Annotated in this window: 24 protein-coding genes; 7 read left to right on the forward strand and 17 right to left on the reverse strand. The window is 67.4% G+C overall.

What is annotated here, in order from left to right:
• Positions 1-150: 150 nt before the first annotated feature.
• From M4V62_RS18910 to M4V62_RS18955, 10 genes are all read right to left on the reverse strand, one after another.
• Entirely contained in the window at positions 151-630 is a 480-nt protein-coding gene (locus M4V62_RS18910) for a Tad domain-containing protein (RefSeq protein ID WP_425575241.1), read from the reverse strand.
• Entirely contained in the window at positions 627-1,085 is a 459-nt protein-coding gene (locus M4V62_RS18915; protein WP_249588424.1) for a TadE/TadG family type IV pilus assembly protein, read from the reverse strand. Before M4V62_RS18915 ends, M4V62_RS18910 begins: the two co-directional genes overlap by 4 nt.
• Entirely contained in the window at positions 1,085-1,468 is a 384-nt protein-coding gene (locus tag M4V62_RS18920) for a TadE family protein (RefSeq protein ID WP_425575240.1), read from the reverse strand. The genes M4V62_RS18915 and M4V62_RS18920 overlap by 1 nt, the downstream gene beginning before the upstream one ends.
• Positions 1,469-1,588: 120 nt before the next feature.
• Positions 1,589-1,840, reverse strand: coding sequence for a hypothetical protein (locus tag M4V62_RS18925; RefSeq protein WP_249588426.1), 252 nt, complete (start codon positions 1,838-1,840; stop codon positions 1,589-1,591).
• Between the two features lie 82 nt (positions 1,841-1,922).
• Positions 1,923-2,858, reverse strand: coding sequence for a type II secretion system F family protein (locus tag M4V62_RS18930; RefSeq protein ID WP_249588427.1), 936 nt, complete (start codon positions 2,856-2,858; stop codon positions 1,923-1,925).
• Entirely contained in the window at positions 2,855-3,916 is a 1,062-nt protein-coding gene (locus M4V62_RS18935; protein WP_249588428.1) for a type II secretion system F family protein, read from the reverse strand. Before M4V62_RS18935 ends, M4V62_RS18930 begins: the two co-directional genes overlap by 4 nt.
• A 7-nt stretch (positions 3,917-3,923) precedes the next feature.
• Positions 3,924-5,234, reverse strand: a complete 1,311-nt coding sequence (locus M4V62_RS18940; protein WP_249588429.1) for a TadA family conjugal transfer-associated ATPase — start codon at positions 5,232-5,234, stop codon at positions 3,924-3,926.
• Positions 5,231-6,085, reverse strand: coding sequence for a hypothetical protein (locus M4V62_RS18945; protein ID WP_249588430.1), 855 nt, complete (start codon positions 6,083-6,085; stop codon positions 5,231-5,233). Before M4V62_RS18945 ends, M4V62_RS18940 begins: the two co-directional genes overlap by 4 nt.
• A gap of 17 nt (positions 6,086-6,102) precedes the next feature.
• Entirely contained in the window at positions 6,103-6,834 is a 732-nt protein-coding gene (locus tag M4V62_RS18950; RefSeq protein WP_249588431.1) for an RcpC/CpaB family pilus assembly protein, read from the reverse strand.
• 340 nt (positions 6,835-7,174) lie between these two features.
• Positions 7,175-7,774 (reverse strand): hypothetical protein, encoded by a 600-nt coding sequence (locus M4V62_RS18955; protein ID WP_249588432.1) that lies wholly within the window; start codon positions 7,772-7,774, stop codon positions 7,175-7,177.
• A 350-nt stretch (positions 7,775-8,124) separates the two neighbouring features.
• Here M4V62_RS18955 and M4V62_RS18960 point away from each other — a divergent pair, with 350 nt between their 5' ends.
• Complete coding sequence (locus tag M4V62_RS18960) at positions 8,125-8,964, forward strand: S1 family peptidase (protein ID WP_249588433.1); 840 nt, start codon at positions 8,125-8,127, stop codon at positions 8,962-8,964.
• A 93-nt stretch (positions 8,965-9,057) separates the two neighbouring features.
• Here M4V62_RS18960 and M4V62_RS18965 read toward each other — a convergent pair whose 3' ends face one another.
• The 7 genes from M4V62_RS18965 to M4V62_RS18995 all read right to left on the reverse strand — a co-directional run bounded on the left by M4V62_RS18965 (position 9,058) and on the right by M4V62_RS18995 (position 18,150).
• Entirely contained in the window at positions 9,058-9,672 is a 615-nt protein-coding gene (locus M4V62_RS18965; RefSeq protein WP_249588434.1) for a hypothetical protein, read from the reverse strand.
• Between the two features lies 1 nt (position 9,673).
• Entirely contained in the window at positions 9,674-10,009 is a 336-nt protein-coding gene (locus tag M4V62_RS18970; RefSeq protein WP_249588435.1) for a hypothetical protein, read from the reverse strand.
• A 316-nt stretch (positions 10,010-10,325) separates the two neighbouring features.
• A complete protein-coding gene (locus M4V62_RS18975) occupies positions 10,326-15,074 on the reverse strand; it encodes a DUF6531 domain-containing protein (RefSeq protein WP_249588436.1) in 4,749 nt (1,582 codons plus the stop codon).
• An 18-nt stretch (positions 15,075-15,092) separates the two neighbouring features.
• A complete protein-coding gene (locus M4V62_RS18980; protein WP_249588437.1) occupies positions 15,093-15,830 on the reverse strand; it encodes a hypothetical protein in 738 nt (245 codons plus the stop codon).
• Positions 15,831-15,857: 27 nt separating this feature from the next.
• Positions 15,858-16,355: a hypothetical protein gene (locus M4V62_RS18985; protein WP_249588438.1), complete on the reverse strand. Its 498-nt coding sequence runs from the start codon at positions 16,353-16,355 to the stop codon at positions 15,858-15,860.
• Between the two features lie 34 nt (positions 16,356-16,389).
• Entirely contained in the window at positions 16,390-17,031 is a 642-nt protein-coding gene (locus M4V62_RS18990; RefSeq protein ID WP_249588439.1) for a hypothetical protein, read from the reverse strand.
• Between the two features lie 117 nt (positions 17,032-17,148).
• The gene (locus tag M4V62_RS18995) at positions 17,149-18,150 is read right to left on the reverse strand and encodes a BtrH N-terminal domain-containing protein (RefSeq protein WP_249588440.1); all 1,002 of its coding nucleotides are present in this window, start codon (positions 18,148-18,150) and stop codon (positions 17,149-17,151) included.
• A 177-nt stretch (positions 18,151-18,327) separates the two neighbouring features.
• Here M4V62_RS18995 and M4V62_RS19000 point away from each other — a divergent pair, with 177 nt between their 5' ends.
• From M4V62_RS19000 to M4V62_RS19025, 6 genes are all read left to right on the forward strand, one after another.
• On the forward strand, positions 18,328-19,086 hold the full coding sequence (locus M4V62_RS19000) for a hypothetical protein (protein WP_249588441.1): 759 nt from the start codon (positions 18,328-18,330) through the stop codon (positions 19,084-19,086).
• A gap of 23 nt (positions 19,087-19,109) precedes the next feature.
• A complete protein-coding gene (locus tag M4V62_RS19005) occupies positions 19,110-20,102 on the forward strand; it encodes a hypothetical protein (protein ID WP_249588442.1) in 993 nt (330 codons plus the stop codon).
• Between the two features lie 319 nt (positions 20,103-20,421).
• Positions 20,422-20,736, forward strand: coding sequence for a hypothetical protein (locus M4V62_RS19010; protein ID WP_249588443.1), 315 nt, complete (start codon positions 20,422-20,424; stop codon positions 20,734-20,736).
• A gap of 1 nt (position 20,737) precedes the next feature.
• Positions 20,738-22,009, forward strand: a complete 1,272-nt coding sequence (locus M4V62_RS19015; RefSeq protein ID WP_249588444.1) for an enoyl-CoA hydratase/isomerase family protein — start codon at positions 20,738-20,740, stop codon at positions 22,007-22,009.
• Between the two features lie 143 nt (positions 22,010-22,152).
• Positions 22,153-23,070: a hypothetical protein gene (locus tag M4V62_RS19020; RefSeq protein ID WP_249588445.1), complete on the forward strand. Its 918-nt coding sequence runs from the start codon at positions 22,153-22,155 to the stop codon at positions 23,068-23,070.
• A gap of 44 nt (positions 23,071-23,114) precedes the next feature.
• Positions 23,115-23,909 (forward strand): hypothetical protein, encoded by a 795-nt coding sequence (locus M4V62_RS19025; RefSeq protein ID WP_249588446.1) that lies wholly within the window; start codon positions 23,115-23,117, stop codon positions 23,907-23,909.
• Positions 23,910-23,988: the final 79 nt, after the last annotated feature.

Raw genomic sequence — 23,988 nt, forward strand, 5'->3', positions numbered from 1 at the left:
TCCGGCGACGAAAGCGGCGCCTTCAGCACCACCACCGGGGGAACGGCAATCCCCCGGACCTACCTGGCGGCAGCCACCCAGTGGAAGCCGGAGTGAAGGAGCGCGGGGAGTGCAGAGAGCACGGAGAGCACGGAGGACGTGGCCCCCGGCTCAGCCGACCTCGTTCTCCGCGACCGCCCGCCCCCGCACCGTCACGTCCCCGCCGTAGAACATCCCGACGAACACCGGGCTGTAGGTCATCTGTACCTCGACCTCGACCTGGTTCGCGTTCGCCGTCACGCAGTGCGTCGCCGCCACGTCCGGGCCGCTCATGCCCAGTTCCCGGGCGAACGTCTGCGCCCGTGCGCCGCAGTTCTCGTAGTTGATGGGTGCGCCCTTGGCGCCCTCGTAGATGCCCTCGCGGTCGATGTCCTGTGCCGCGTAGCGCGCTGCCTGTTCCGCTATGTCGGCGGCTCGCTCCCGCTTGGAGATCGACAGGCCGCCGTCGATGACGAAGGCCGAGAGCGAGAGGAAGACGAGCGCGAAGATGATGACGGCTCCGGCGCCCGAGCCGCGGTCGTCGAGGCGCTCGCGGCGGGATGTGGTCCAGTCACGTAGACCTGGGTGCAGACGTGGGGCGGCCCTTCTCACACCGACCTCCGCAGCGGGTCGAGCGAGGAGCTGAAGCTCGCCTTCAGCGTCGTCGGGACGTCCACGCCGATCATGTCCAATCCCCTTACCTCGCAGCTCACTTCGACCGTGAAGAAGGGGTCGACCTCGGCCTCGAAGCCCGCACTCGTCTTGTTGACGCTGACCGGTCCCGAGCAGACGTCCGCGAGGTCCGCCTCCGCGGCCGCCTTCGCCTCCGCCATCGCCGTGGCCTGGTCCTTCTGGATCGAGCCCGCACGCGCGGCGTCCCGCGCCGCTCCGTCGATGGCCCCCCGGCCGTCGACGAGCTGGCCGAAGGCCACCAGGACCAGGATGAAGAGGATCATCACCGGGGCGAGGATGACCACCTCGATGGTCGAGAGCCCTCGGTCATCCGTCCTGAGTTCGCGACCGAGCGCGCGGTGTCGGCGAAGAGCACGTGCCCATACGTTCCTCATCAGCCGCCCTCACCGTCCTCCACGAACCGCTCCACCGGCCCGGACGACTGCGCGTGCACCGTCAGGTCGAGGCCCGGGAAGACCGAGGGCACGTTCGCGGTGATCTCCACCCCGACCGTGTTCGCCTTCGGCTCCAGCGTCTTCACGTCGGGGCCGATCACCAACTGCGGTCCGAGCTGCTGGATGTAGTCGTCGACCACGTCGCGCGCGTCGCCACGCCAGCCGCCCGGGTTCTCGTCGGCCGTCGCGCGGGCCTTGCGCGCACCCGCCTGCGCCGCGGCCTGGGCGACATGATCCGCGAAGAAGTACAGCGCGAACTGCACCGTCGCGAAGATCATGAAGAAGAGGACCGGAGTGAGCAGCACGAACTCGATCGCGGTCATGCCGGATTCACCGCGGGTGGAGACTGCCTCCACCCTGCGGCGCACCCATCGCTTCACGCACCCGCGCACTCGTCCCCGCCTTCGTTCCCCGATAACCGATTGATCAGCAGGTGCTGCTGGTCAGCAGGTGCTGCCGGCGTCCGCGCCCTTGATGCACTCGCCGACCTTCTTGGCACCCGAGCCGAGCGCCTCGTTGATGATCGCGGCGACCACGCCGACGATCGCCACGACGACCGCGGAGATGATGACCCACTCGACCGCGGACGCACCACGGTCGAGCTCGCCGGAGCGGGCACGCTGCACGCGGCCCTGCAGGAAGGTGATCACGAGGTCCAGACCGGGGTTGCCGGTACTGAAGTTCCGTCCGTTCATGGTGAGTTGTCCTTTCAGGAGTGGGGGGAAGGGTCTCGGGCCGCCGCCGTGTCGGCCGGCCCGTCCATCGCCGTAAAGATTGCTAGACCTGGAACACGCGCATCGCCGCCGGGAAGATGAGGAAGACCAGGAAGCCCGCACACAGCAACAGCTGGGCGACGAGCATCGACTGGGACTTCTCGCCCGCGCTGCCCTCGATCTCGGCCATCTCGCGGTGGCGCATCGTCTCGGCGCGGGAGGCGAGCGACTCGCGCACCTTGGCGCCGTCGTCCGCCACAAGCGCCAGGGACGCCGACAGGTCCTTGAGCTCCTCGACGCCCAGCTGTTCGCCGAGGGCGCCGAGCGCCTGCCACTGACTGATGCCGGTGATGCGCGCGTCCGCGAGGGCCGCTCGGATGCGCCGCGTCGCCCATCCGTCCGAGATCTCCGCCGCCGCCATCAAGGCCTCGGGAAGACCACGCCCGCCCGCCAGGCTCATCGACACCAGGTCCAGATAGGCACCGATGACGCGGCGCAGGTCGCGCCGCTTGTTCGCCGCGTCCCGCCGCACTTCGAGATCGGGCAGGAAGAAGAAGAGAGCACCGAACATGAGGGCCAGCCAGACCGGGATGATCGGGCTGCTGCCCATGCCCAGGGTCCAGATGACGGCGAACAGGAACGGGCCGAAGAACACACCCGCGGCCGCAAGCAGCGTCTTCGTCGCCAGGAACTTCTCCCAGCTCCGGTCGAGCACCGCCAAGTCGGCCCGCAGCGAGCGCTGTTCCCAGCCCTGCTGGAGGTAGAAGTCGGCGACTCGCATGCCCACCCGGGTACGGGCCGACCCGAGCCGACCCGCATTGCCCTGGCTCTCGTCGGACGAGGCGCGATGCGATTCGTACGCCGCGCCCCGGGCCCGCATGGCGTCGATCCGCGCGACCGTGGCGACCGCGCTGCGCTTGGAGGGCATCAGCGCACGGACGAGGGCGTAGATGCCAAGGCCCATGATGGCGCCGATCACTATCGGCATCGTCAGGCTCATCGACGTACCCCCTCAGAATTCGAGAAGCCCGGCTGACCCGGCTGACCCGGCCCCGGCTGCCCCGCACCCGGCTGCGGCTGGCCGTACGGACCCGACGGACCGTTCAGCGGCGCCTGCTCACCCGCAGCAGGGGCACTCCCCGGCCCCCGCGGCCGCACGAACTGCACCCCGGGCTCGTCCCTGACCAGGAACCGGTCCGGCGTCTCCACCGTCGACAGCTTCCGCAGCCACCAGAACCCGAGCGCGAACAGACCGCAGACGCACGCCAGGACGAGCTGGCCGACCGCCGTGCCGTACGGCGCGACGAAGTCGCGGTTGAAGATCGAGAGGCCGAGTACGAACGCGATCGACACCGCGACCACGATCTGTACCGACCGCCGCGTCGACGCCCGCTGCGCCATCACGCGCTGGCGCATGTCGACCTCTTCGCGGGCCGACTTGGCCAGAGCGCCGAGGACCTGGCGCAGGCCGGGTCCACGCAGCTTCGCGTTCAGGATCAGGGCCGCCACGATGATGTCCGCCGACGCGTCGTCGATCTCGTCGGCGAGGACCTGAAGGGCCTCGGGCAGCGGCGTACGCGCACGCAACCGGTCCACCAGGGCGTCCAGGTGGGGGCGCAGGACGGGAGCCGCCGCCCGTGCCGAGGCGGGGATCGCCTGCTCCAGGCCGACCGCGCCCGCGATCGTGTCGCGCAGGGACTCCGTCCAGGCGGCGAGGGCCTCGACGCGGCGCATCTGCGACCGCTCCTCCGCCGCTCCGCCGAACAGCTTGTCCCAGAAGAAGACGAGGATGCCGGACGCGATGCCCGCCACCGCCCAGCGGGTGAGGAGAAGCACCACCAGGCCGACACCGATCGCGAGCGAGCCGCGCTGGCCCGCGAAGCGGATCAGCTCGCTCATCCGCTCGCTGGCCTTCTGCTTCTCGTGCTCGGGCTTCACCGGCAGACCGCGCAGCGCGATCGCGAGGACCGCGAGGCCACCGCCGACCGCGAGGCCGCAGCCCAGTGCGTACAGGACGGGCAGCGAGAAAAGGCCGCCCATCGAGCCGAGTGAGTTCATGTCGTGCTCACCCCCATTGCCCGGCGGGGCGGTAGCCGAAGACGGCCAGGTCGTCCATGCAGGCGATCGGCGCGTGCGCGACGACCTGCCCGTTGGCGGCCTCCGCGAAGACCTCGCTGGACAGGACGCGGCCGTCGACGCCGTTGACCTCGCGGACCGAGGTCACCATGCGCTGGAGCTTGCCGCCGGTCTGGTAGTTGTTGCGCCGCTGGATGAAGACGACGAAGTTGACGGCTCCGGCCACGAGCATCTGGCTCGCCTCGATGGGCAGCCGCTCGGTGGCCTGGAGGGCGTACGTCGAGATGCGGTTGAAGACCTCACTCGAGCTGTTGGCGTGGATCGTGGAGAGCGAGCCGTCGTTGCCCTGCGACATCGCGTTCAGCATCGTCACGATCTCGTCGCCGAGCACCTCACCGACGATGACCCGCGAGGGGTTCATGCGCAGCGAACGGCGCACGAGCTCCGCCATCGAAATCTGGCCCTGGCCCTCGGAGTTGGGCAGGCGCTCCTCGAAGGCGACGACGTTCGGGTGCAGATCGGCGTACTGGTCGAGGCCGAGCTCCAGGGCTCGCTCGACGGTCACCAGGCGCTCGTGCGGCGGGATCTCGTTGGCGAGCGCGCGAAGGAGCGTGGTCTTTCCGGCGTTCGTCGCGCCCGCGATCATGATGTTCTTGCGGGCCCGCACCGCGCACGCCATGAAGTGCGCCACCTCGGGTGTCACCGTGCCGTTGCCCACCAGGTCCGACATGAAGACCTTGCCCATGCGGGCACGTCGGATGGAGAGCGCGGGGCGCCGCGTGACGTCCATGACGGCCGACAGACGCGAGCCGTCGGGCAGCCGGAGGTCGAGCTGCGGGTTCGCGGAGTCGAAGGGGCGCGAGGAGAGACCGGAGTACGCGCCGAGGATCTGGATGAGCTCGATGAGCTCCTCGTCGGTCTCGGCGACCGGGTCGCCCTTGGTCTCGCGCCCGTCGGCGTATCCGACGAAGACCTGGTCGTACCCGTTGATGTCGATGTTCTCGACCTCGGGGTCGTCGAGCAGCGGCTGGAGCCGTCCGACGCCGAAGAGCGCCGCGTGCACGGCGGCCGCGTACTTCTCCTCGGTGTCGGCGTCCAGCGGGGTGCGCCCGGCGTTGATCTCTATCCGGGCGTACTCCTCCAGGATCTGGGCGATGACGGCACGGGCGTACTGCCGCTCGTCCTCGCCCGACATGGGGGTGACGCCCGAGACCTGGTCCAGGCGGCGCTGCTCGGCGATGCGGTCACCGGCGTCCTGCCGGAACCGCTTCACGAGCTGGTGATCGACGGGAACGCTCATCGGCCCGCCCCGTGCGTGCCCTGCATGCCCTGCGCGCCCGCGGCCGGGTTGGCCCAGGCGGCGCCGTACTGCTGGTACAGGTCGACGGTCACCTTGCGGGCCGAGCGGATCAGCATCGACTTGTCGAGACGGCCGCGCTTGCGGCCCGCCAACTGCTCGGCACCCGCCGGGTCCTCGGCGAGCGTGCCGACGACGCGGGCGCCGGTCTGCGCGGCCATCAGCATGTCGTTGACCTGGTGGACGAGCTTGGCGGACGTCGAGGGGTCGGCGATCAGGAGTACGCCGATGAGCGGGGTCGCCAGCGAGGCGGCCCCCCGCGATCCGCCGTGCAGCTTGGCGGCGAGGGCGGCGGCACGGTCGCGCACGCGCGCGATGGCCTCGGGCTCGGTCCGCGAGACCAGCAGCACGAGGGCCGCCTGCGGGAAGAGCTCGACGGCGGGAGTGTCCCCACTGATACGACCACAGTCGGCAATGACATCTGCGGGCGCGTGCGGGGAGTCGGCGAGCTGCGAGAAGGCACGGCCGAGGGTCGGCCAGAGCCCCGCGAGCCCGGCGGCCTGCTCGGCCACACCGAGCCCGACGAGCACCTCAAGTCCCCCGCTCAACGGCTGGGTGTGGTCCCAGAGTTGGTCGGGCACGAGGCCGCGGCGTGCGGTGGCCGCGATGCTGAGCATCCCGGTGTTGGGGTTGAGCGGTCCGCCGTGCGCGGCGGCACTGCGGTAGACCAGGTCGCCGCCCGCGGGGTCGGTCTCCGCGACCAGCACGCGCCGCGGCCAGACGGCTGCGAGCGCGACGGCCGCGGTGGTGACTCCGGGAGACCCCTTGTCGGCAGCGAGAGCAATGAGCGCCATGTCTCTTCTACTCGCCTCTAGTTGCCGTTGGGAGACACTTGGACGAGAGCGACCGCGCCGGCGGAAGCGGCCCTGGTGACGGCGGCGGCGTCGGCGGTGTCGACCAGGAGCGTGACGCCGAGGGCGCCGGTGCTCACGGTGGCGTCGCTCTTGTCCGCGACGGTGCGGACCTGGGCGGCCGAGACGATGGGCGAGTCACTCGCGCCCGTTCCGGCGGAGCCGCCCGTCTCCTTGTCGGAGCCGGAGGAGGCGGAGTCGCCGACCTGGTAGACGTCCACGCTGTCGCCGGACTTCAGGCCGGACGCGGGGTACTGCCCCTCCTTGAGGGAGACGCCGACGGCCGACTTGCCCGCGGGCAGTCCGCTCTTGCTGGAGAACATCTCGCCGACGGCCACGGCGCCCTTGGGAATGGTGTTGGTGGCCTTGAGCTTCCTCAGCCCGTCGACCTGAGACCACTTCACGTAGTTGATGCTCGCGTCGTCGGCGACCATGACGGAGGTGATGTTGCTGTCGCTCACGGACTCCCCCGCCGGGATCTCCGCCGTCACCTTCACGACCTCTACACGCTCTCCCGCGCGCAGCACGAGGACGGTGGCACCGAGGGCGCCGACGAGGATGAGCAGAACGGCCAGGGCCGCGAGTGCCGGTTTGCGCTCGCGAGGCGGCGCGGGAAGGCGCTCACCGACCGCTGGCTGAACCGGCGCGGCGGAACGGTTGTTGCCCGCCCCCGTACGCTCTTGGATCTTCACGCAACTGCTCCCCGCACGCCCAAGAAGATTCGGTCATTTTCAGACACTCGCGACTCTCTTCGCCCGCCTCGGGCGGGCTATTCAGCCCCAGGCACAGTGTCAAGTCATCGCACCGTATCAGCAGCACATAAGCCCCTCAAGGCGCGTTAAGACTGCTGCGGCCCGCACCCCTCATCGTTATCCACACGCAATCCGTACTCCATGGTTCCCACCCATTCCGGGATGCGGAGGAGGAGATGAGGATGTGCGTACGCGAATATCCACCCTTTGCGCAACGGGCGCCGCAGGGGGCGGTGATGAGGAACACCAACCCGGCGGTGACCGATGAGCAGCTGATCGTTCAGCCGCACGGATGACGCCGGGAGGGGCGGGGGTGGTTCCCGGTTGGGCGGAGTTCGGCCAACAGCTCACGCTCGACGCGGGTCTCGACGTGAGCAAGGAACCCCTGCAGGCTCGCGGCCAGAGCCTCGGCTCCCTCGGCCGCTGCGGCCCCGCAGTGATAGACGCTGCCCTCGACCCGCCCCGGCGGAAGGCGGTACACGGTCGCCCCATCCGTACGACTGAGCGCGAAGAGCGCCCCGCCGCCGTCGGATCCGAAGACGACGACGGGGTCCTCGACGACGGGGTCCGCGACAGCAGAGCCCTCAACAGCGCCGACGATCCGCGTGGGCAAGTCCCCACGAAGCCCGGCCACGGTCTGTGGAAGGGAGTGCACAAATAGCCCGACTCCGACGTCCGGCAGGCTGAGTTGGCTCACATGGCGATAGAGGAGCAGGAGATCGCCGGGCAGAGCGGCGGGCAGAGCGGCGGGCAGAGCGGCGGCGACATCGAACCATTCCGCTCCACCGAACCCTTCGGCAGATTCAATCGAGTTGGAGTCGGGCGGATATCCGAACCGGGCCTCGAAGTCGGCGAGGTGGGCGGCAAGGGATGCCCGCACACGGGAAATCCAGGCGTCGATCCACGCCCCGGTCAGGGGTGGTGTCGGTTCCAAGCGTTTCGGCGCATCGGCCCGCCCTGCCTCTCTCGACATCCCGCAGCCCTCCAATGAACCCGCACCCACCCTCCCCCGTCTCACAGTCCGGCACGCCACGCCACGCCCCGCAGCAGCGACAACGCGTGGGTCGGCGGCGTACCGCACAACAGAATCCTGCTTGTTCGACACGGAAGAGAAATTCAACCCCCATGAGACTTTCCTTTCCCTCGCGTCCTTCGCGTCCTTCGCGCTCTTCGCACTCTTCGCACTCTTCGCGCGTACGACGTACCGCACGACCGGCGCCCCGCAAGACCATGGCGGCAGCCGGCGTGGCCACGGCGACGCTCGCCATGCTGGCCACCACCACCCCCGCCGCGCACGCGATCATCGGCGGCACCGAAGTCTCCAACGACGCCTACCCGTTCATGGCGGCGGTGATGGACAAGGGCTCCGGCAGCGCGCTCGACCGCCAGTTCTGCGGCGGCAGCCTCGTGACGGCGGACACGGTCATGACGGCGGCACACTGCCTGGTGGACGACGCGGGCAAGCCCCTGAAGCCGAAGAAGCTCCAGGTGGCGGTGGGCCGCACGGTCCTCTCGAAGGCCGGCCAGGGCCAGATACGCAACGTGGCCAAGGGCGGCGTGGTCGTGCACCCCCGCTACCTGAAGGGCCAGGAGGCGTACGACGTAGCGTTCATCCAACTCAGCAAGCCGGTGCGGGGCATCTCCCCGATCGCCCTCCCCACGCAGGGCACGGACGCCCTGATCCGCCCGGGCCAGAAGGCAACGGTCGCGGGCTGGGGAAACACGGACACGGAACTCCCCAACACCCCGGACCGCCTCCGCGAGGTAAAGGTCCCGATCCTCTCGCACGCGGAATGCGGGACGAGTTACGCCGAGTACAACTCAAAGGTCAACTTCTGCGCGGGAGTAGAGACGAAGGACTCCTGCCAGGGCGACAGCGGCGGCCCCATCTTCCGCAACGTCCCCGGCCGCAGGGCCCCGATCCAGATAGGCGTCGTCTCGTACGGCGACGGCTGCGGGGCGCAGGGCGCTCCGGGCGTGTACGCATCCACAAGCTCGTCGAAGCTGTGGAAGACGCTGGATGAGTCGGCGGCGGGGAAGAAGATCAAGCGGGCGATGAACCGCCGCTGAGCCGAGGCTGATCCCGCGCGCTGGATCACGGGCGCGGGCGGGGGATCCGGGGCCGCCCCTCCAGGGCCTGGGCTCTCCCGCCTGCGTTACTCGTCACGAACCACCGACATGGGCTGAGAACTCAGCGATCAGGCTCGGAGGATTGGCTGCCTCTGTCGCCTCGATCTCCCACTCAGGACGGTCCATGTCGAAGACGACAATCGGCACTGCCCTGCCGAGTGCGGCGTCGAGTTGACCACTGTCATGCAGATGACGGGCAAGGCCGATGCACACTTCATCGAAATCAAGAACAAGCCGCTCGTCCACAGAATCCCGCATGTCCTCCACCCCGACCTCGACTTGCGGTCGCTCAAGGGGCCCAGCCTCGCCGTCGTACCAAATCCCCCTCTTCCTCATCTCTTCAACGTAGAGCTCACCACCGACCGGATCCTCGGGAACGCGCCCGAGCTTTTCGAATCCCTCCAACAGCCAATAGGAATACTCCCACCGGGCCGCTCCCTCGTACGAACACTCCGTGTCCAGTGCGCGGCGGACCTCGCTCTCGGTGTTGTAGCCGATGGTCAGGAACGGGAATCGGGGGTCGTAGTTGACACGCCAGATGTTGAACGAGACGACATAGATCTCAGGCTTGAGACCATCAGGAAACCTATCCAGGATTTCCTTCGCCCCACGACGCATATGGTCCAGGAATGTCATGGAAACAGTCACGTCAGAATCCCCAGGGGTTGGGGTGCGGAGTGAGCGTCGGGTCCTCCGACCAGATGAGGCGAGTCTCCAATTGATCCCCCAGGAGGTCGGTCAGGCGCTTCACCATCCAGCCGTTCCAGCAGACCGCAGTGGGAAATTGCGTCGCCCTGAACGCCGGGAGCTCCGTGGGCACGGCATCCGGGCGGAACACCGATTCCTGGATTCGACCGAGCTGGTCCGGAGGCGAAGACCTCTGCAGGTCGAGGCAGTCGACCGCGCGCTCCACGAGGTAGAGAAAGTATTCATCCTCCTGGAGCGCCTGGGGCCTTGAGGTTTTTTCGGGAGATTCGAAGTGCACCGGCAAGAGGCTGCCGGCCGCAGCGAGGTCGTCACCCAGACAGTCAACGAGACGGCGACTGAGTGTGGGCACACTAGGAGATCCATTGGGGAAGTCACTCTTACGCCAACGCGAGTCACCTGTCCACTCCACACCGAAATCAGTGGGGTGTTCTCCCTCTGAGCCATTCAGCTGCCAGCGCATGACATCTACCAGGGAGCTATCGAAGCGAAGAAGTTGGAACTCCCGCATACTTGGCAGCAGTCGGTACACGGAAATGGGAACCTCTCGACCTTCGGTCGTCATGCGCTTGCCACCTCTTGCCTTCCACTTTCCGTCAGGGTGTCAGCCTCGTCCAGGTCGCGGTGGGTGAAGGTGCACCGTTCACCATCTGGCCGGGCGAGAGCTCATGTTGTACCTGCTTACCGATGCTCCGCAATTCCTGACGGATCGAGGCACCGATCTGAGCGACACTGTGGCCACGGGCCAAGCCGATTGCCTCCGTGTCCACCAGATGCTGGTTCAGCCTGATAAGGAACTTGTCCCGATGTGTAAAGTTATGCGGCTTCGCATGACCCAAAGGTATCCCGTTCGCCGCATCATTGATATCAACGTTGTACCGCTTCAATATGGCTCGACTGTCGACCGCCAGGGACTTCGGCCGTTTGATTCCGGAGGGAACAATATGCGCCGCGGCCTGACCCGGTAGCACGGGACGCCCGTCCGCTGCCAGGTTCCTGCCGAGGATCACAGAATCGCAGACAAGCCCCAAGTAATCGGTCCAACGCTGGGGATTGGCCACATAGGCACGTGGGTTGGGTCCCGCGTCAAGTCCCAAGGGGTCCGGACTGATGTAGGTCGCGGTGGTCGGGTCGTAGTGACGGAGGTTGTTGTAGTGCAGCTCGGTCTCGGGGTCGAAGTACTGGCCCGGGAATCGGAGAGGGGTGGAGGTACTGGCGTCCGCGTTCCACGTGGTGAGCCCCCAGAGCGTGGTCTCGGACCGCCAGACGATGATGCCTTCCTCGTCGACGAGTTCGGTCGGGGCGCCAACGAGATCGGTGACGATGGCGAAGAAGCGTTCGTCGACATCCCCTGGGTTCGCGCCGTCCTGGGGTGCGCCTTCCCTCGTCGTCCGTTCAGTCTGGGCGACCGGGATCAGGCCGTCACGATCCCATGTGATCGTCGTCGACTGGTCGGGGCTGTTCGACGGCCAGGCCGTCTGCTCCACCAAGTGCGGGCCGTCCCAGACAAAGCGGATCTCGTCAACGACCGTCTCCCCGTCCGCGGCCAGCCGCCGCTTGGCGACGCGACGCCCAAGCGAGTCATACGCGTACCGCCAGCAGGTGCCGTCCGGGGTGGTGACAGCAGTGAGGTGGTCCTCACCGTCCCAGCTGTACCGCCAGATGTCCGGTTTGCGGGACAGCCGTGTCTTGCGGCGCAATACGACACGTCCGGCGCCGTCGTACTCGTAGTGGACGGAGCCGGCACGCGTGACACGGCTGCCGGAGTAGGAACGATCGCCCCGGGCGTCGGCGCCGTGAAACGCGTCCGGCCACGCGGCCCGCGTCTGATTGCCCGACGCGTCGTAGGCATACGACTCGCTCCAGCCGTCGGCGCGCACGGCCGTGACATGGCCCATCGTGTCGAGATCGAATTCCCGCCGGCCCGTCGCGAAGTCGTCCACCGACACGGCGTTGCCGTCGGCCCGGTAGGCGTAGGCCCGGCGCAAGTGCGGCCGTGAGCCTCCCGAGCCGGTCAACGCCTGTTCGGTGAGACGTCCCTCGGCATCCCAGCTCAGGGCGAGGGAGGTGCCCGTGCCCCCGATGCCGCGGGCGATCTCGCGCCCAAGGTCGTCGTACACAGACGTCAGGGCATGGCCCGAGGCGGTGAGCGTCGTGCGGCGCCCCGCCGTGTCATAGCGGTACGTGCTGGTGGCCCCCGCTGGGGTGGTACGTCGGGTGGGACGGCTCAGGGCGTCGTACGACGTGGACAGTGTGCGACCGTCGACGGCCTCTGTGGTCTTGCGGCCCACTTGATCGTACGTGTACGTGAGCGTGGCATCGGGGCTGACAGCCGTCAGCACACGGCTCGCGGCATCGTGCGTGTAGACCGTCGTCACGCCGTCCACGCACTTCTCGACCTGATTCCCCGCCACGTCATAGGTGAAGGTCGTCGTCTGCCCCACGGCATTGGTGCGACTCAGGAGTTGTCCGGCTGCGTCGTACTGGTAGGCGATGGTGCGGCCGTCGAAGTCGGACTCCGATATGAGTCTGCTTGCCGGGTCGTACGCGTAGTCCCATGCGAGCCCCGCGGGCCCCATCACCTGGATCAGCCTGAGCTCGGCATCGTGGGTAAAGGTGTAACGGGCTCCATCCGGGGTGGTGCGGGAAACCAACAGCCCGAAGGCTCCATAGGTGTGGCGGGTAACCTGGCCGAGTGCGTCGGTGTGCGTCAGCCAGTTGCCCTCCCCGTCGTACGTCCAGGACTCGATGGAACCGTCGGGATGTGTCCTGGCCGCCATCTGCCCTTCGACGGTCCAGAGGAGCCGTGTCGTCGCGCCCAAGGGGTCGCTGATGGCGGTTTGGCGGCCGAAGGGGTCGTACTCGTACCGGGTCGTCGCGCCCAGTGGTTCCGTCGCGGTGAGCTGCCGCCCGGCCTCGTTGTTCGTGAAACGGGACACCGCCCCCAACGCGTCGGTCACTGATGTGAGAGCACCTGTTCCCCCACGGGTGAACCGCGTGGTGGCCCCGTCGGCCTCTGTCAGCGAGATGCAGTTGCCCCGCTCGTCCCATTCCTGCCGCACGGTGGTGCCGTCATAGGAAACCTGCTCCACCGGCAAGTTGAGGTCGTTGTAACTCACTCTGGAGGTGGCCCCGTCGGGCAACTGGACCTTCGTGAGGTTGCCCATGTCATCCCGCTCCATGCGGAGGGTACGGCCGAGCGCATCGGTCCAGGACACCATCTGGTCGCGGTGGTCCCACTCCTGCAGCACCGTGTTCCCCATGGGATCGGTCTCGGCGACAAGCTGGTAGGAGTCATTGAACTGGAAGCGCGTGCTGAATCCGAGTGCATCGACCACGGTCGTGACGTGTGCCTCGTCGTCATAGTCGAAGGTGTTGTTGAGCAGGCCGTCCACTCCGCGCGTGGCCACGCAACGACCATCGGGGTCGTACTCGTACCGGTACCACGCACCGTTGCGGTCCTCCCAGCCGTTGATGCGGTGCTGGTCGTCGTGGAAGAGCTTCTGCGGCTGTCCGGAGGAGTCGTACACCTCGGCCAGGCGTCCGTGCTCGTCGTACCCGAATCGAACCAGTGTGGGCTGCTCGGGGTGGCTGCGCAGGGATAGCTCTGTGACCCGCCCGTCCGCGCACGTCACGCCGACGCGGTAACCACCGTGGTGGGTGACCTCGTCAGGCAGTCCGTCGGTGTCGTATGTGACCTCGATGGTGTTGTCGTTTCGGTCGCTGATCATGGCCAGCGGAAGCTCGTCAGGGGAACCCCCCTGCGACGGTCGGAAGTGAAGCCTCAGGCCGGTCTCGGGCTGCTCCACGGTGAGCGTGCCACCAGGGTGGCCGTCCCAGCACAACGGCCAGGCCGGGCCCTCCACGGGGAGGACAGGCACGTCCGGTTCCGGCACCGGATAGACGAGGATCATCCCGTCGGCGGTGGCGAGCAGTGCGCTCGTGGCTTCAAGTCGCAGCCGTTGATCGAGAGTGGAAGTCCAACTGCGCCCGAAGAGACGGCCATTGCTGACGCTCGTGCGGTAGTGGCGCTCCAGCACAAGAGGAAGCATGCCACTCAGCTCAACGTCGGTTGCGGACATGACCATGTCGCCGGTGGCTATGTCGATCGGGTCGCCGCAGGTGAAGAGCTTCTTCACCTGCCGCCCCATGGCACGAGCGCCCTTCCCCAGGCCCTTGACGCCGAGCGACAGACCCTTCATCCCGGCCTTGAGGCCCATCGCGCCCTTGGCGAGACCGCGGAGGGAGGTGAGGCCCTTCATGCCGGGGATGCAGTCGAGGGCGGCGAAGGCGACGTCGAGTAGGCCTGCTTCTCCGTTGGCGTATTTGTTGAGGGTGTCGGCGAGGACGACGAGGGCGGCGATGAGGACGATGGCGCCGAGGATCGGCCCGCCGATGATCATGGCGATGACGCCGAGTACGGCGACGACGACCTTGCAGACGGCGACGATGGTGTCCCAGTTGTCGGTGACCCAGTCGCCGACCTCCTCCCACCACTTGCGGTTCTGAATACCCGCGTCGGAGGCGTCCTCCAGCTTCTTCTTCGCGGTCCCGGCGGCGTCTTCGCGCATCTTGCGCGCGTCCTCGGCCATCTTCTTGGCGGCGTCGAGGTTGCTTTTCGCGGCGGAGACATCGGACTTGGCAGCCGTCTGGGCCTTCTCGGCGGAGTTGGCGTTGCGGGTGGCGGCCTTGACCTTGTCCGGGTCCGGCTTGGGGACGTCCTTGCCGGAGTCTTTGTCGTCCTTGTACTTGTCGGCCTCCTTGCCCGCCTTGTCCATCCACGAGTCGGCGGAGGTCAGCCGGGTCTGCGCGGAGGACAAGTCCCCTTGCGCCTCACGGCCCTTGACCAGGGCCTTGTCGGCAAGGGCCTGGGCGCGTTCCAGCTCCGGCCAGTACGTGGAGAGGGCGTCGCCGGCCATCTCGTAGCTCTTCTTGAGCTTCTTCAGCTTGCCCGGCGCGTCCTCGAACTCCGCCGTGAACGATTCAGCCGTCTTGCCCGCCCAGGTGAGGATGGCGTCCTCGCCCGCCATCCCCTTGATGTCGCGGAGGACCTTCGACACGTCGTCGGCGAAATCGTGCAGATTCTTCGCCAGGTTCCGCACACGGTCCGGATCGCCGGGAGTCGGGTCCCTGTCCAAGTCCAGGACATGCCAATCCGCCGGACGATTCCCCGCCATCCCGCAACCCCCGTAGCTTCCGCCCCACAAGCGCTCGTACGCACATGCGAAGTTACTAGCTGCGTGCGGACTACGGAAAGGCGGCACGGCGGAGGGCAGCGGCAACAACGGGTGATCCGAAGGCGGCTCAGATAGCTCCGGGTCCGACTGGGCCTGACGCCTCCCCACCTGGACCCGCCACTGAACCTATCCCGGCGTACGCCCGGCAAACACCGCCTCCAGCGAAGCCCGCTGCGCGTCGGGCAGGTGCTCCCCGAACGGGTCTTGCCGCGGGCTGTGTTCGCCGTCGCAGATCCAGCTCTGCTCATCGTCGTCGTCGTACGTCCACGTCGCGGCGCCCCACATGGGATGCCCCGCCAGCAAACGCAGGGCCAGCGCCTCGCAGGCGGGCGGGGCTCCCTGGGCGACCAGTGCTTCGACGACCGCGGACACTGCCTCGGGCGGAGCCTCCGTGTCGCCCAGTACGGGCAGGAGGAGCAGCAGCCGGGCGTGAGGGTCCGTGATTCCGGTGGATCCCGCGGGGGCTGTGAGGAGAGCAGCCAGCTCCGGCCAGCACAGGCCGGGGCCGATGCGGTCTTGATCGTCGCTGGCGAGGACGAGGGCTCGGGAGTCCGGCCAGTCCCTATGCGTGAGGAAGTAGTCCGTGGTCGTGAAGTGCTCACCGCTGTTGTAGTGCACGAGAATCGCAAAGCCGCCGGCCAGCGGCACCCTGAACATCGGCCAGGCCGACCTGTCGTGCAGCAGCTCCAGAGCGGCACCGGCATCCGCGGCGTCGACGCCGAACGCGTCTGCCGGGAAGCCTTCACCGAGATCGGCGAGATGAGCCGCCCAGAAGCCCGGTTCGTCCAGCAGGGGCAGTCCGTCCACGACGGGGGCGGATGCGTACCAGTGCCGTGCCATCGCCATGCGGGGATTCTCGCTCATGTCATGCGGGTTCGATGTGGCCGGACCTCAGGGCGTACGGGGGTTCTCGTTCGAGACGAGGGCCGCCGTGAAGTAGAGGGGCAGCCCGTCTTCCGGGTCCACCGGGACATCTTGCGACGTCCAACGGGAGAAGGCGATCGTGAGATCCAGGACGACAGGGGATTCTGGATCGGTGTCGTCGATCCGATGTCCCCGATCCGCGAACATTGGCAGCAACTGGCGTGCAGGGGTGCGGAATACGTCAACTCCGTCGTACAGCACTCGGAGGTCCGTGCCGTCGTCGCCGTCGCCGTCGTCGCCATCCGGGCCCGACACATCCACCGCGTTGACCGTCTTCTGGTCCCTGAGGATCAGCAGGACGTCGAACCCGTCGTTCACCGCCTGAATCTTGACCGTCGGATCGAGGGACGTCGGCCCCAACACCCTTACGTCTCCCCAGACTTCCGCCGCCTTCACGGCCTCCTCGAAGGGCATCCCGATGAACACCGGAGGGATGCCGTCCGGAGGATTCAAACGGATCTCCATGCCCCTCCCCCTTCCCTCCTGCTCCGCTACTCCGCTACTCCGCGAAGCGGAAGGTGGACGTCACCGCATCGAAGATGTCGAAGAACGACTCCGCCAGGTCCAGGACCTGGCTGCTCCCCGCCACCAGTGCGACCTTGCCCTCCTGCCCCGGCACCGGAATGAACGTCTGCATCAGTACGACGCGCATCGTGCGGTCGTCGCCGGGGACCGAGACGTCCTCGATGCCGAACGTCCTGGCCGCCATCCCCACGCCCGGTATGTCCACCGTCGTCACCTTCCGGTACGTGTCGCCCTCGCGCTTGGCCTCCCGTACGCCGAGCTGGGCCACGATCGCCGCCGGGTCGGTCGGCAGCACGTCGCCGCTCGACGTGCGGGCGCCGACCAGGGAGACCGTGACCGAGCCGGTGATCGGCACGTCGCCGCCGAAGCTCTCCGCCATGCAGCCGCAGTACAGGGCTCCGGACTGCCAGGCCTCCTTGGACGCCTTGCGCAGGAAGCCCTCGAAGGTGTTGCGGTGCGGCTCCAGCTCGGGACGTTCGCGTACGCGGTCGTTGATCATCTGGCGGATGCTGGCGTCGCGCGACTCCGGGCGGACGTCGAACTCCCACCAGGTCTCCGGCACCTTGATGCTGAATCCGCCGCGGGCGATGGTCTGCGCTTCGGTGTAGCGGGCCATGCTGTTGTCCCCGTCCCCTTTGTTGACTCTGGCTTGTCAGCGTACGAGGCGGCACTCCGATCCCGTGGCGAGGGCCACCCGTACGCCCGTACGCCCGGCCGCCCGGCCGCCCGGCCCCTAGAGCATGCTGAGTGCCTGCATCGCCTCGCGTTCGATGCGCGAGAGCTCGTGGAGGATCGAGCCTGCTTGCGCGAGGTGCTTCGCGTCGTCGGATTCGCCTGCTGTCGAGACGAGTGCGGCCACCTGCGTCCAGAGGGTGGCGGCCTCGGCATACAGGCCGTGGCCGGTGCGCAGGTGGCTGCTGTCGATCTGCTGGGCGCACTCGGCGAGGAAGTCCCGGTAGAGATTGCGGAACAGTGCGCCGCCGGTGCCTGCCCTCTCCATGAGGACGGCGGCCTGTGGCAGGTCCTCCCGCGGGTTTTCGCTGCGCTGCAGCCACTTCGGCACTTGCTTGGCGGCCTTCTCGATGCCCCGGTGGCCCAGGTTCGCGATGGGCGGGTTCAGGAAGGCGTCGGCGCAGGTCTTGATCGCGGGGATGATCCGGTCCTGCGGTGACGGCAGGCTGCTGGGCGACGGCAGGCTGCCGGGCGCCGTGATGGTGAAGGAGCGGTGCCTGGCGGTCATGGGGCCGCGCTCGGCCCTGGCCCTGGCGAGGGCGGCGAGGCCGGTCGAGACGGCTCCGCCCTGCGGGGCGGTGTCCACCAGGTAGGCGTCCTGTTCGTCGTAGCCGTACATGGCCACGACGTGCCCGCCGAAGTGCACCTTGGTGCTGAAGTAGTCCAGGTGGTAGCTGTCGAGCTGAAGGCCCACCGGCCGACCGGCGTCGATGGGTGCCGCCACGTTCTGCCATGCCTTGCGCGGGGACGTGGTCTCCTCGACCAGCAATTCGAGCCCGAGTACGGCGGCCAGGTTCCTGGTGAGCTCGAACGGCTTGACCCGGCCTCCCAGGAAGGGAAAGCCCATGGCTTTGCTGTCCCAGTAGATGAAGGACAGCCCGGAGCCGAGCCCGAACAGCATGGGCTCGGACAAGTCGAGCCCCTCATGCCGCAGCAGCACGCCCAGTGCTGTCGTCTCACAGTGCTGCATACCGCGGGCATCGATGTCTTTCACCTTGGCCATGCCGCTCATTCTTCCTCCCCCACCCTTCACGTGCATCGTCTGTCTACGCGTCTGTGGAGCCTTCCATTCCGGCTATTCGTGACGGGCGGTGACGGGCGGGCCATTCGTCCCCGCTGCGACCGAACTGGGTGACTTTGTACGGCCATTCACCTCACGAGACATTCACTACTTGCCATTGTGAAACCTGGCGAATCCATTGACCACTTCAGTACCTTCGGATGGCTTGCAGAACTGTCGCCCCACCGGGAGTCCCACGTGAACCGCAGTCGCACCCTGCCCGTCGCCGTCGTCTCGCTGACGGCTGCCACTGCCCTGCTCCTGACCGGATGCGGGGGTGGGGACGACAAGGACTCGGGGAAGGACAAGATCGCTGGGGCGGATGACGGGGGCGCGAAGAGTGCGTCGCCGAGCGCGAAGAAGAGCGAGACACCAGCGATCGACCGGCCCGAGATGAAACTTCCCTCGGACATCGACCTTGTCTTCGAGAAGAGCAGCCTTCCGGACGCCGACCAGGCAGCGGCCGTGAAGGACGCGCAGAGCTTCGTGACGGCGATCCGGCACGGAATCGTGAAGCAAGACCCGGAAGACGCCGCCTACAAGTTCTACTCGGAGTACCAAGGACCGGCGTTCAAGTACGCGAAGGACCAGATCAAGAAGAACGTCGACGCCGGCTACACGGTCACGGGTGAGCAGAAATTCAGCGGCACCAAGGTTGACGTGGTGAAGAACAAGAGGTCGGCTGTCGTCTCCTTCTGCAGCGACGCCACCAAGTTCTTCAGCAAGGAAGTTAAGACGGATAAGGTGCACCGCACCAAGCCGAGCGTCCAGGATTTCGCCTCTTGGGAAATCCTCATGACCGCCTCCGACAGCAACAAGGGTCTGTGGAGGGCCAAGCAGGCTCAGGTGCGCGACGGGGCTGAGGAGTGCAGGTCATGATCGTGCGGAAGCCGCTGGTTCTATTGACTACCGGCATATCGCTGGTGCTTGCGGCCGCGAGCCCGGCCCTGGCAGGCACGGAGTTCGGCGACGGAAACGTGTCCGGGAAAAAGGACGGCGACACCGTAGCCGCCGTCGCCAAAATCACCTACACCTCCACCGGCAACAACAAGGGCGGCGGCGGCCCCGTGGCCTCCGTCGACACCAACTGGACGCCGCCCGGGTGCTGGTACGCGCCGGAGTGGAAGGCCACCGAGTTCCAGGAGTACCGCCAGCGGCTCTACTTCGGGGCGCGGCATGATCCCGACGCACCCCGTGACGTACTCGGTGACATGTCGGACCAGAACCAGGCGTACGCCAAGGACGGCTACAACATCGACAAGGAGAAGGACGGCATGTGGTGGGGGGCCCAGCAGAACCCCAATGCCTCCATGGCCGAGCAGTTCAAGTGCGACAGGGAGCCTTTCTGGGTCGAGAACGGCGAGACCCCTGAGGACGTCCCGCAGGTCATCGATCCAGAAATCCTCGCAGGCCTCGCGTACGAGCAGATCAAGGTCCCCGGCACCAAGGTCACCCTCGCCCCCGACGGCCCCTCCAAGGTGAACCTCCCCACCTGGGCCTGGCTCGACAAGGGTGACTTCAGCCCCGTGTCCGTGACCGCCTCGCTCGACGCGCCCGGACTGCACATCGAGGCGACGACGACCGCGAAGCCCGTCGCGCTCAGCATCAAGCCGGGTACCGAGGATGCCGTGCGGATCCCCGCCTCCGGCAAGTGCGAGCTCAACGACGACGGTTCGATCGGTGAGCCGTACGCGAAGGGCAAGTCCAAGGAGCAGCCGCCCTGCGGCGTCACCTACCAGCGCTCCTCCGGCAACGGCACCTTCAACCTCCAGGCCACCGCCACCTGGGACATCACCTGGACCGGCACGGATGGCGCGGGCGGTGACCTTCCCGACGGCGAGTACGGCAACGATCAGCCGGTCACCGTCGAGGAGGTCCAGTCCGTCAACCGCTGATCAAGCGGGTCCGGTTGGCGGCTCGTCACACGCCGAGCCGCCACTTCCCCGATGGCCCACGCGCCGTCGCGTCGGTCCCCGCCGGGTCGGGACGCCCAGAAAGTAAATGGAAGCAAAGCGGAAGGCAAAGAAGAAGCAAGGTCTCCTGACCCTGAACAGGCGAGCGTGCACCGGTTCTGCACATACCTCCCTATCATTCCGCACCTCATAAGCGTTCGCCCTGGCGAATCCCTGCATCCCACAGTTATCGTCGGTCCCGGCGCCCTTCCCGCGCGCCTGCAAGCCGACGATGACCGCCGAGGGGAAACACGCAGCGGACATGAGCGACCTACGCCTCGACGACACGATCTTCGAAGACCTCCGCAAGACGTTCTCCACGGTCAGCGACCGCATGGACGCCGCGCGCCGCGCCCTGCGCAACACCGACGGCTCGGCCGTCGGCGCGGGCAAGCTCGTCGAGGACGTGCACGAGTTCGCCGACGAGTGGGGCTACGGCGTCAAACAGCTCGGCAAGCACACGCACGGCGCCGTCAAGATGATCGACAAGATCGGCGAGAAGTTCAGCGAGCTGGACCAAGAGCTTGCCGAGTCGCTCAAGTCGGCGAAGGCGGACTCGAAGAAGAAGGGCAAGTGACGTGGCAAAGCGTCCTGCCTTCCCGCACATCGGCTGGGACCCCACCCCTGGGGACGTGACGGACACCCGGGAGCTAGCGAAGAAGCTGGGTGGACTCGCGACGGAACTCGGCCACGCCGTACGGGACTTGGAGCGGATCGAGTGCGGGGCGTGGAAGGGCAAGACCGCCCTCGCCTTCACGGAGTACATAGGCCAGGACGTCACGCCGCTCGTCCGCAAGAGCCACGAGTCGTTCGACAAGGCATCCCGGGCGCTGCACAAGTGGGCGGGTGAGCTCCAGGACTTCCAGGACGAGGCGGACCGGCTCGAGAAGTCGGCCGGGCGGAAGCTGGAGGCCCGCGAAGAGGCGAAGCCCAACAGCGAGGAGTCCGCCAAGGCGTCGGGAGACGTCGACGGTGTCACGCAGCAGGTCCACGACCTGGAAGACCGCTACAGCCGTGCCGCCGGAGCCATCAGCAAGGAGCTCGACAAGGCTGGGGACATCGCCCCGGACGAGCCCGGTTTCTGGGACAAGCTCACCAAGGGAGTCGCTGACGCGTGGGACGCCACGGGTCAGTGGATCAAGGATCACGCCGACATGATCGCGCTGATCGGCGATCTGCTGAGTGACCTGACCGCGGTGCTGGGCCTGTTGGCCATCATCACGCTCCCCTTCCCGCCGCTCGCGGCGATCTTCGGTACGGCCGCACTCATCGCGAGCGGGCTCGCGCTGGCGGCTCACGGCGTCGCCAAGGCAGCTGGCGCGGACGTGAGTTGGATGCAGATCGGGATGGACGCGGTGGGGTTGATGCCGGGGATCGGGGCGTTCAGCAAGGGCATCAAGGTGGCCGGCAAGACCTCGAAGCTGGCCAGGACCGCCGGCCTGGCCAAGGCCGGCAACCTCGGCAAGGGGTTCCAGGCGACCAACATCGGCAAGGCGCGCATGCTGATCTCCACCGGGGAGCAGGCGGGTTTCGTCAAGGGCGGGATCAAGCTGCTGCCCGGCAAGGTGGTGCTCGGCGGTATGGCAGACAACGTCTACGAGGTCTCCCATGCCACCAGCGGTCTGGCATCGCGCATGGGCGGAATCGCCAACCAGGGTTACCACGCGGGCCAGTGGCTCGGCTCCAAGGGCGCCAACCTCATCCCGGGGGTGAACATCAACCCCCTTGGGGCCGGTATCGCCATGGACGCAGGTCTCAAGATTTTCCCCAAGGTCGAGAGCATCCACCAGCACGTGGGAGAGGCGCTCTTCCCTGGTGACCAGTTCGAGAAATCCGCGTCGGGCGGGTGAGCGTCATCCGGCTGGACATCAAGTTTCCGAGCATCGGGCGGCTGAGCTCCCGGCGCGAAGTGTGAGGTCGACGCAGGACGACGGAAACAGGTTCACGCACGTCAAAGGCCCCAGGATTACCACACAGGAAGATACTTGCCGATATGGATACCTGGCAGCCCGAACCGGGCGAAACGCTCCTCACCCGCGCGTACGTCACCTTCGCCACCGGCGAAGCCACGCGTGTCCGGGGCATGCGCTGGTTTCGCGACACCGAGCGACGTGACATCCAGAGTGAGCTGCCCGGCTGGCCTGAGGGACCGGTGTACCAGGCTCGTTCGACGGGCGGCTCGGTCGCGCGGAACGTCGGCAAGGGCGGACTGATCGCCCTCGGGGGCGCCATCATGGCCGTACTCAGCTCAGCCGGGGGGAATGTCAGCGGCGGCTCGGGACCGGGGTCAGGCTCCGGCACTCCGGACGAACCCGCCGACGAGATCGAGGACTTCCCTGTCCTGTGGGCCGCCTCCGGCTCCGTCGCCCGCACCCTGCCCTGGCAGCTGGATCCCGCGCGCTCACCCGAGAAGCACTACCGCACGCACGCGATCGTCACCGACCGCCGACTGGTCATCGTGGGCTTCCCCCACTCCAAGAAGAACGATCGCCTCATCGAGGACGAAGTGCTCTGGGAGGTCCCCCGCTCCCGGATCAGCCGAGTGGAGCCGAAGCCCTTCAAGGACGGGACTGACGTCAAGGTCATTTTCAGTGACGACTCCTGGTGCAGGCTGCACGCCGTCACGCAGGAGAAGTTCACCCGGTACCTGCGCCATCCCCTCGAACTGATCCCGCTCGACGACCTCACACCGGCACAGCGGACCACAGTCGAGGCCTTCGTCGCGGCGTCTCCGGCGTCGTCGGACGCCGGTGCCCCGGTGGTCAGCCGCCTGCCCTGCGGCCACTACCAGATCTCCTTCATCAGGTCGTACGAAGTCGACTCGTTCTTCGGCCTCTCCGAGAACGACATGACCATGGATGCCGAAGGCGCTGAGGTGGAGTGCGAGGACCGCCACCCCGACGACTTCTAGAACCCGACGCCGCATCCTCTTCCGACCAGGACGGTCCCACCACGATGACAACCTCCGTCGACTCCACGAGCGGAACGCTGCCCCATCACGCCGACGAGGAACCCCCGCCCCTCTGGTTCAACGTCCCCGACGGCTTCTTCGCCCTCCCTTTGGCCGCCACCCCCGAGGAGCGCGCCGAACGCTCCCACGAGTTCGTACGCGGCCTCTACTCCCGTGGCGACGAAAGCATCTGGGAGCCGGCCGCGCCCTACTACGAGGGCCTGGCCGAGCTCATGGCGGGGAACGGCATCTCGTACTCGGCGATGGGGCTCTTCTCCACCGCCGAGGAAGCCGAAGGGGCCGCAGAGGGCGAGGACGGCGGGGGGTTCGAGGCCCGATACGAAGGCGCCGACGGTGTCGCCCAGTGCGCCTTCACCGTGGCGGCCGTTCCGACGGACCAGTCCGCGAAGGACACCGACGTCGCCGCCCAGGGCATCCTCGCGGTCCTCTCCCGAGAGCCGCACAACGACGCACGCTGGCTCGACCTGCCGTGCGGACCCGCAGTCTCCTGCATCACGCTGACCAAGTACCAGCTCAGTCCGAAAGTGACCGCGACCGGCGAGGCGGTGGATCTGCTCACCGGCCAGATCCAGGTCCATGTCCCCTTTCCCACCGGCCCGTTCACCGCGATCTTCACTCTCTACACCGCGTCCACGGACTACTGGACCGAGTTCTGCGACATCATGGCGGCCGTCCTCCGCACGGTGAGTTTCACCGAGCCTTCGGAGGACGAGGAAGAAGCCCCCACAGACCCTTCAAGCCCTTCCGCGGACCCCGTGTCGTCGGGCTCCGCGGGCTGACACCACCACGACGCCCTGGACAACCGCCCCCGGCGAGACCCTCCAGCGGATGACAGTCATGACCTTCGCCGCCGCACAT

Origin of the sequence: Streptomyces durmitorensis, assembly GCF_023498005.1 — a bacterium.
Classification (GTDB): Bacteria; Actinomycetota; Actinomycetes; order Streptomycetales; family Streptomycetaceae; genus Streptomyces; species Streptomyces durmitorensis.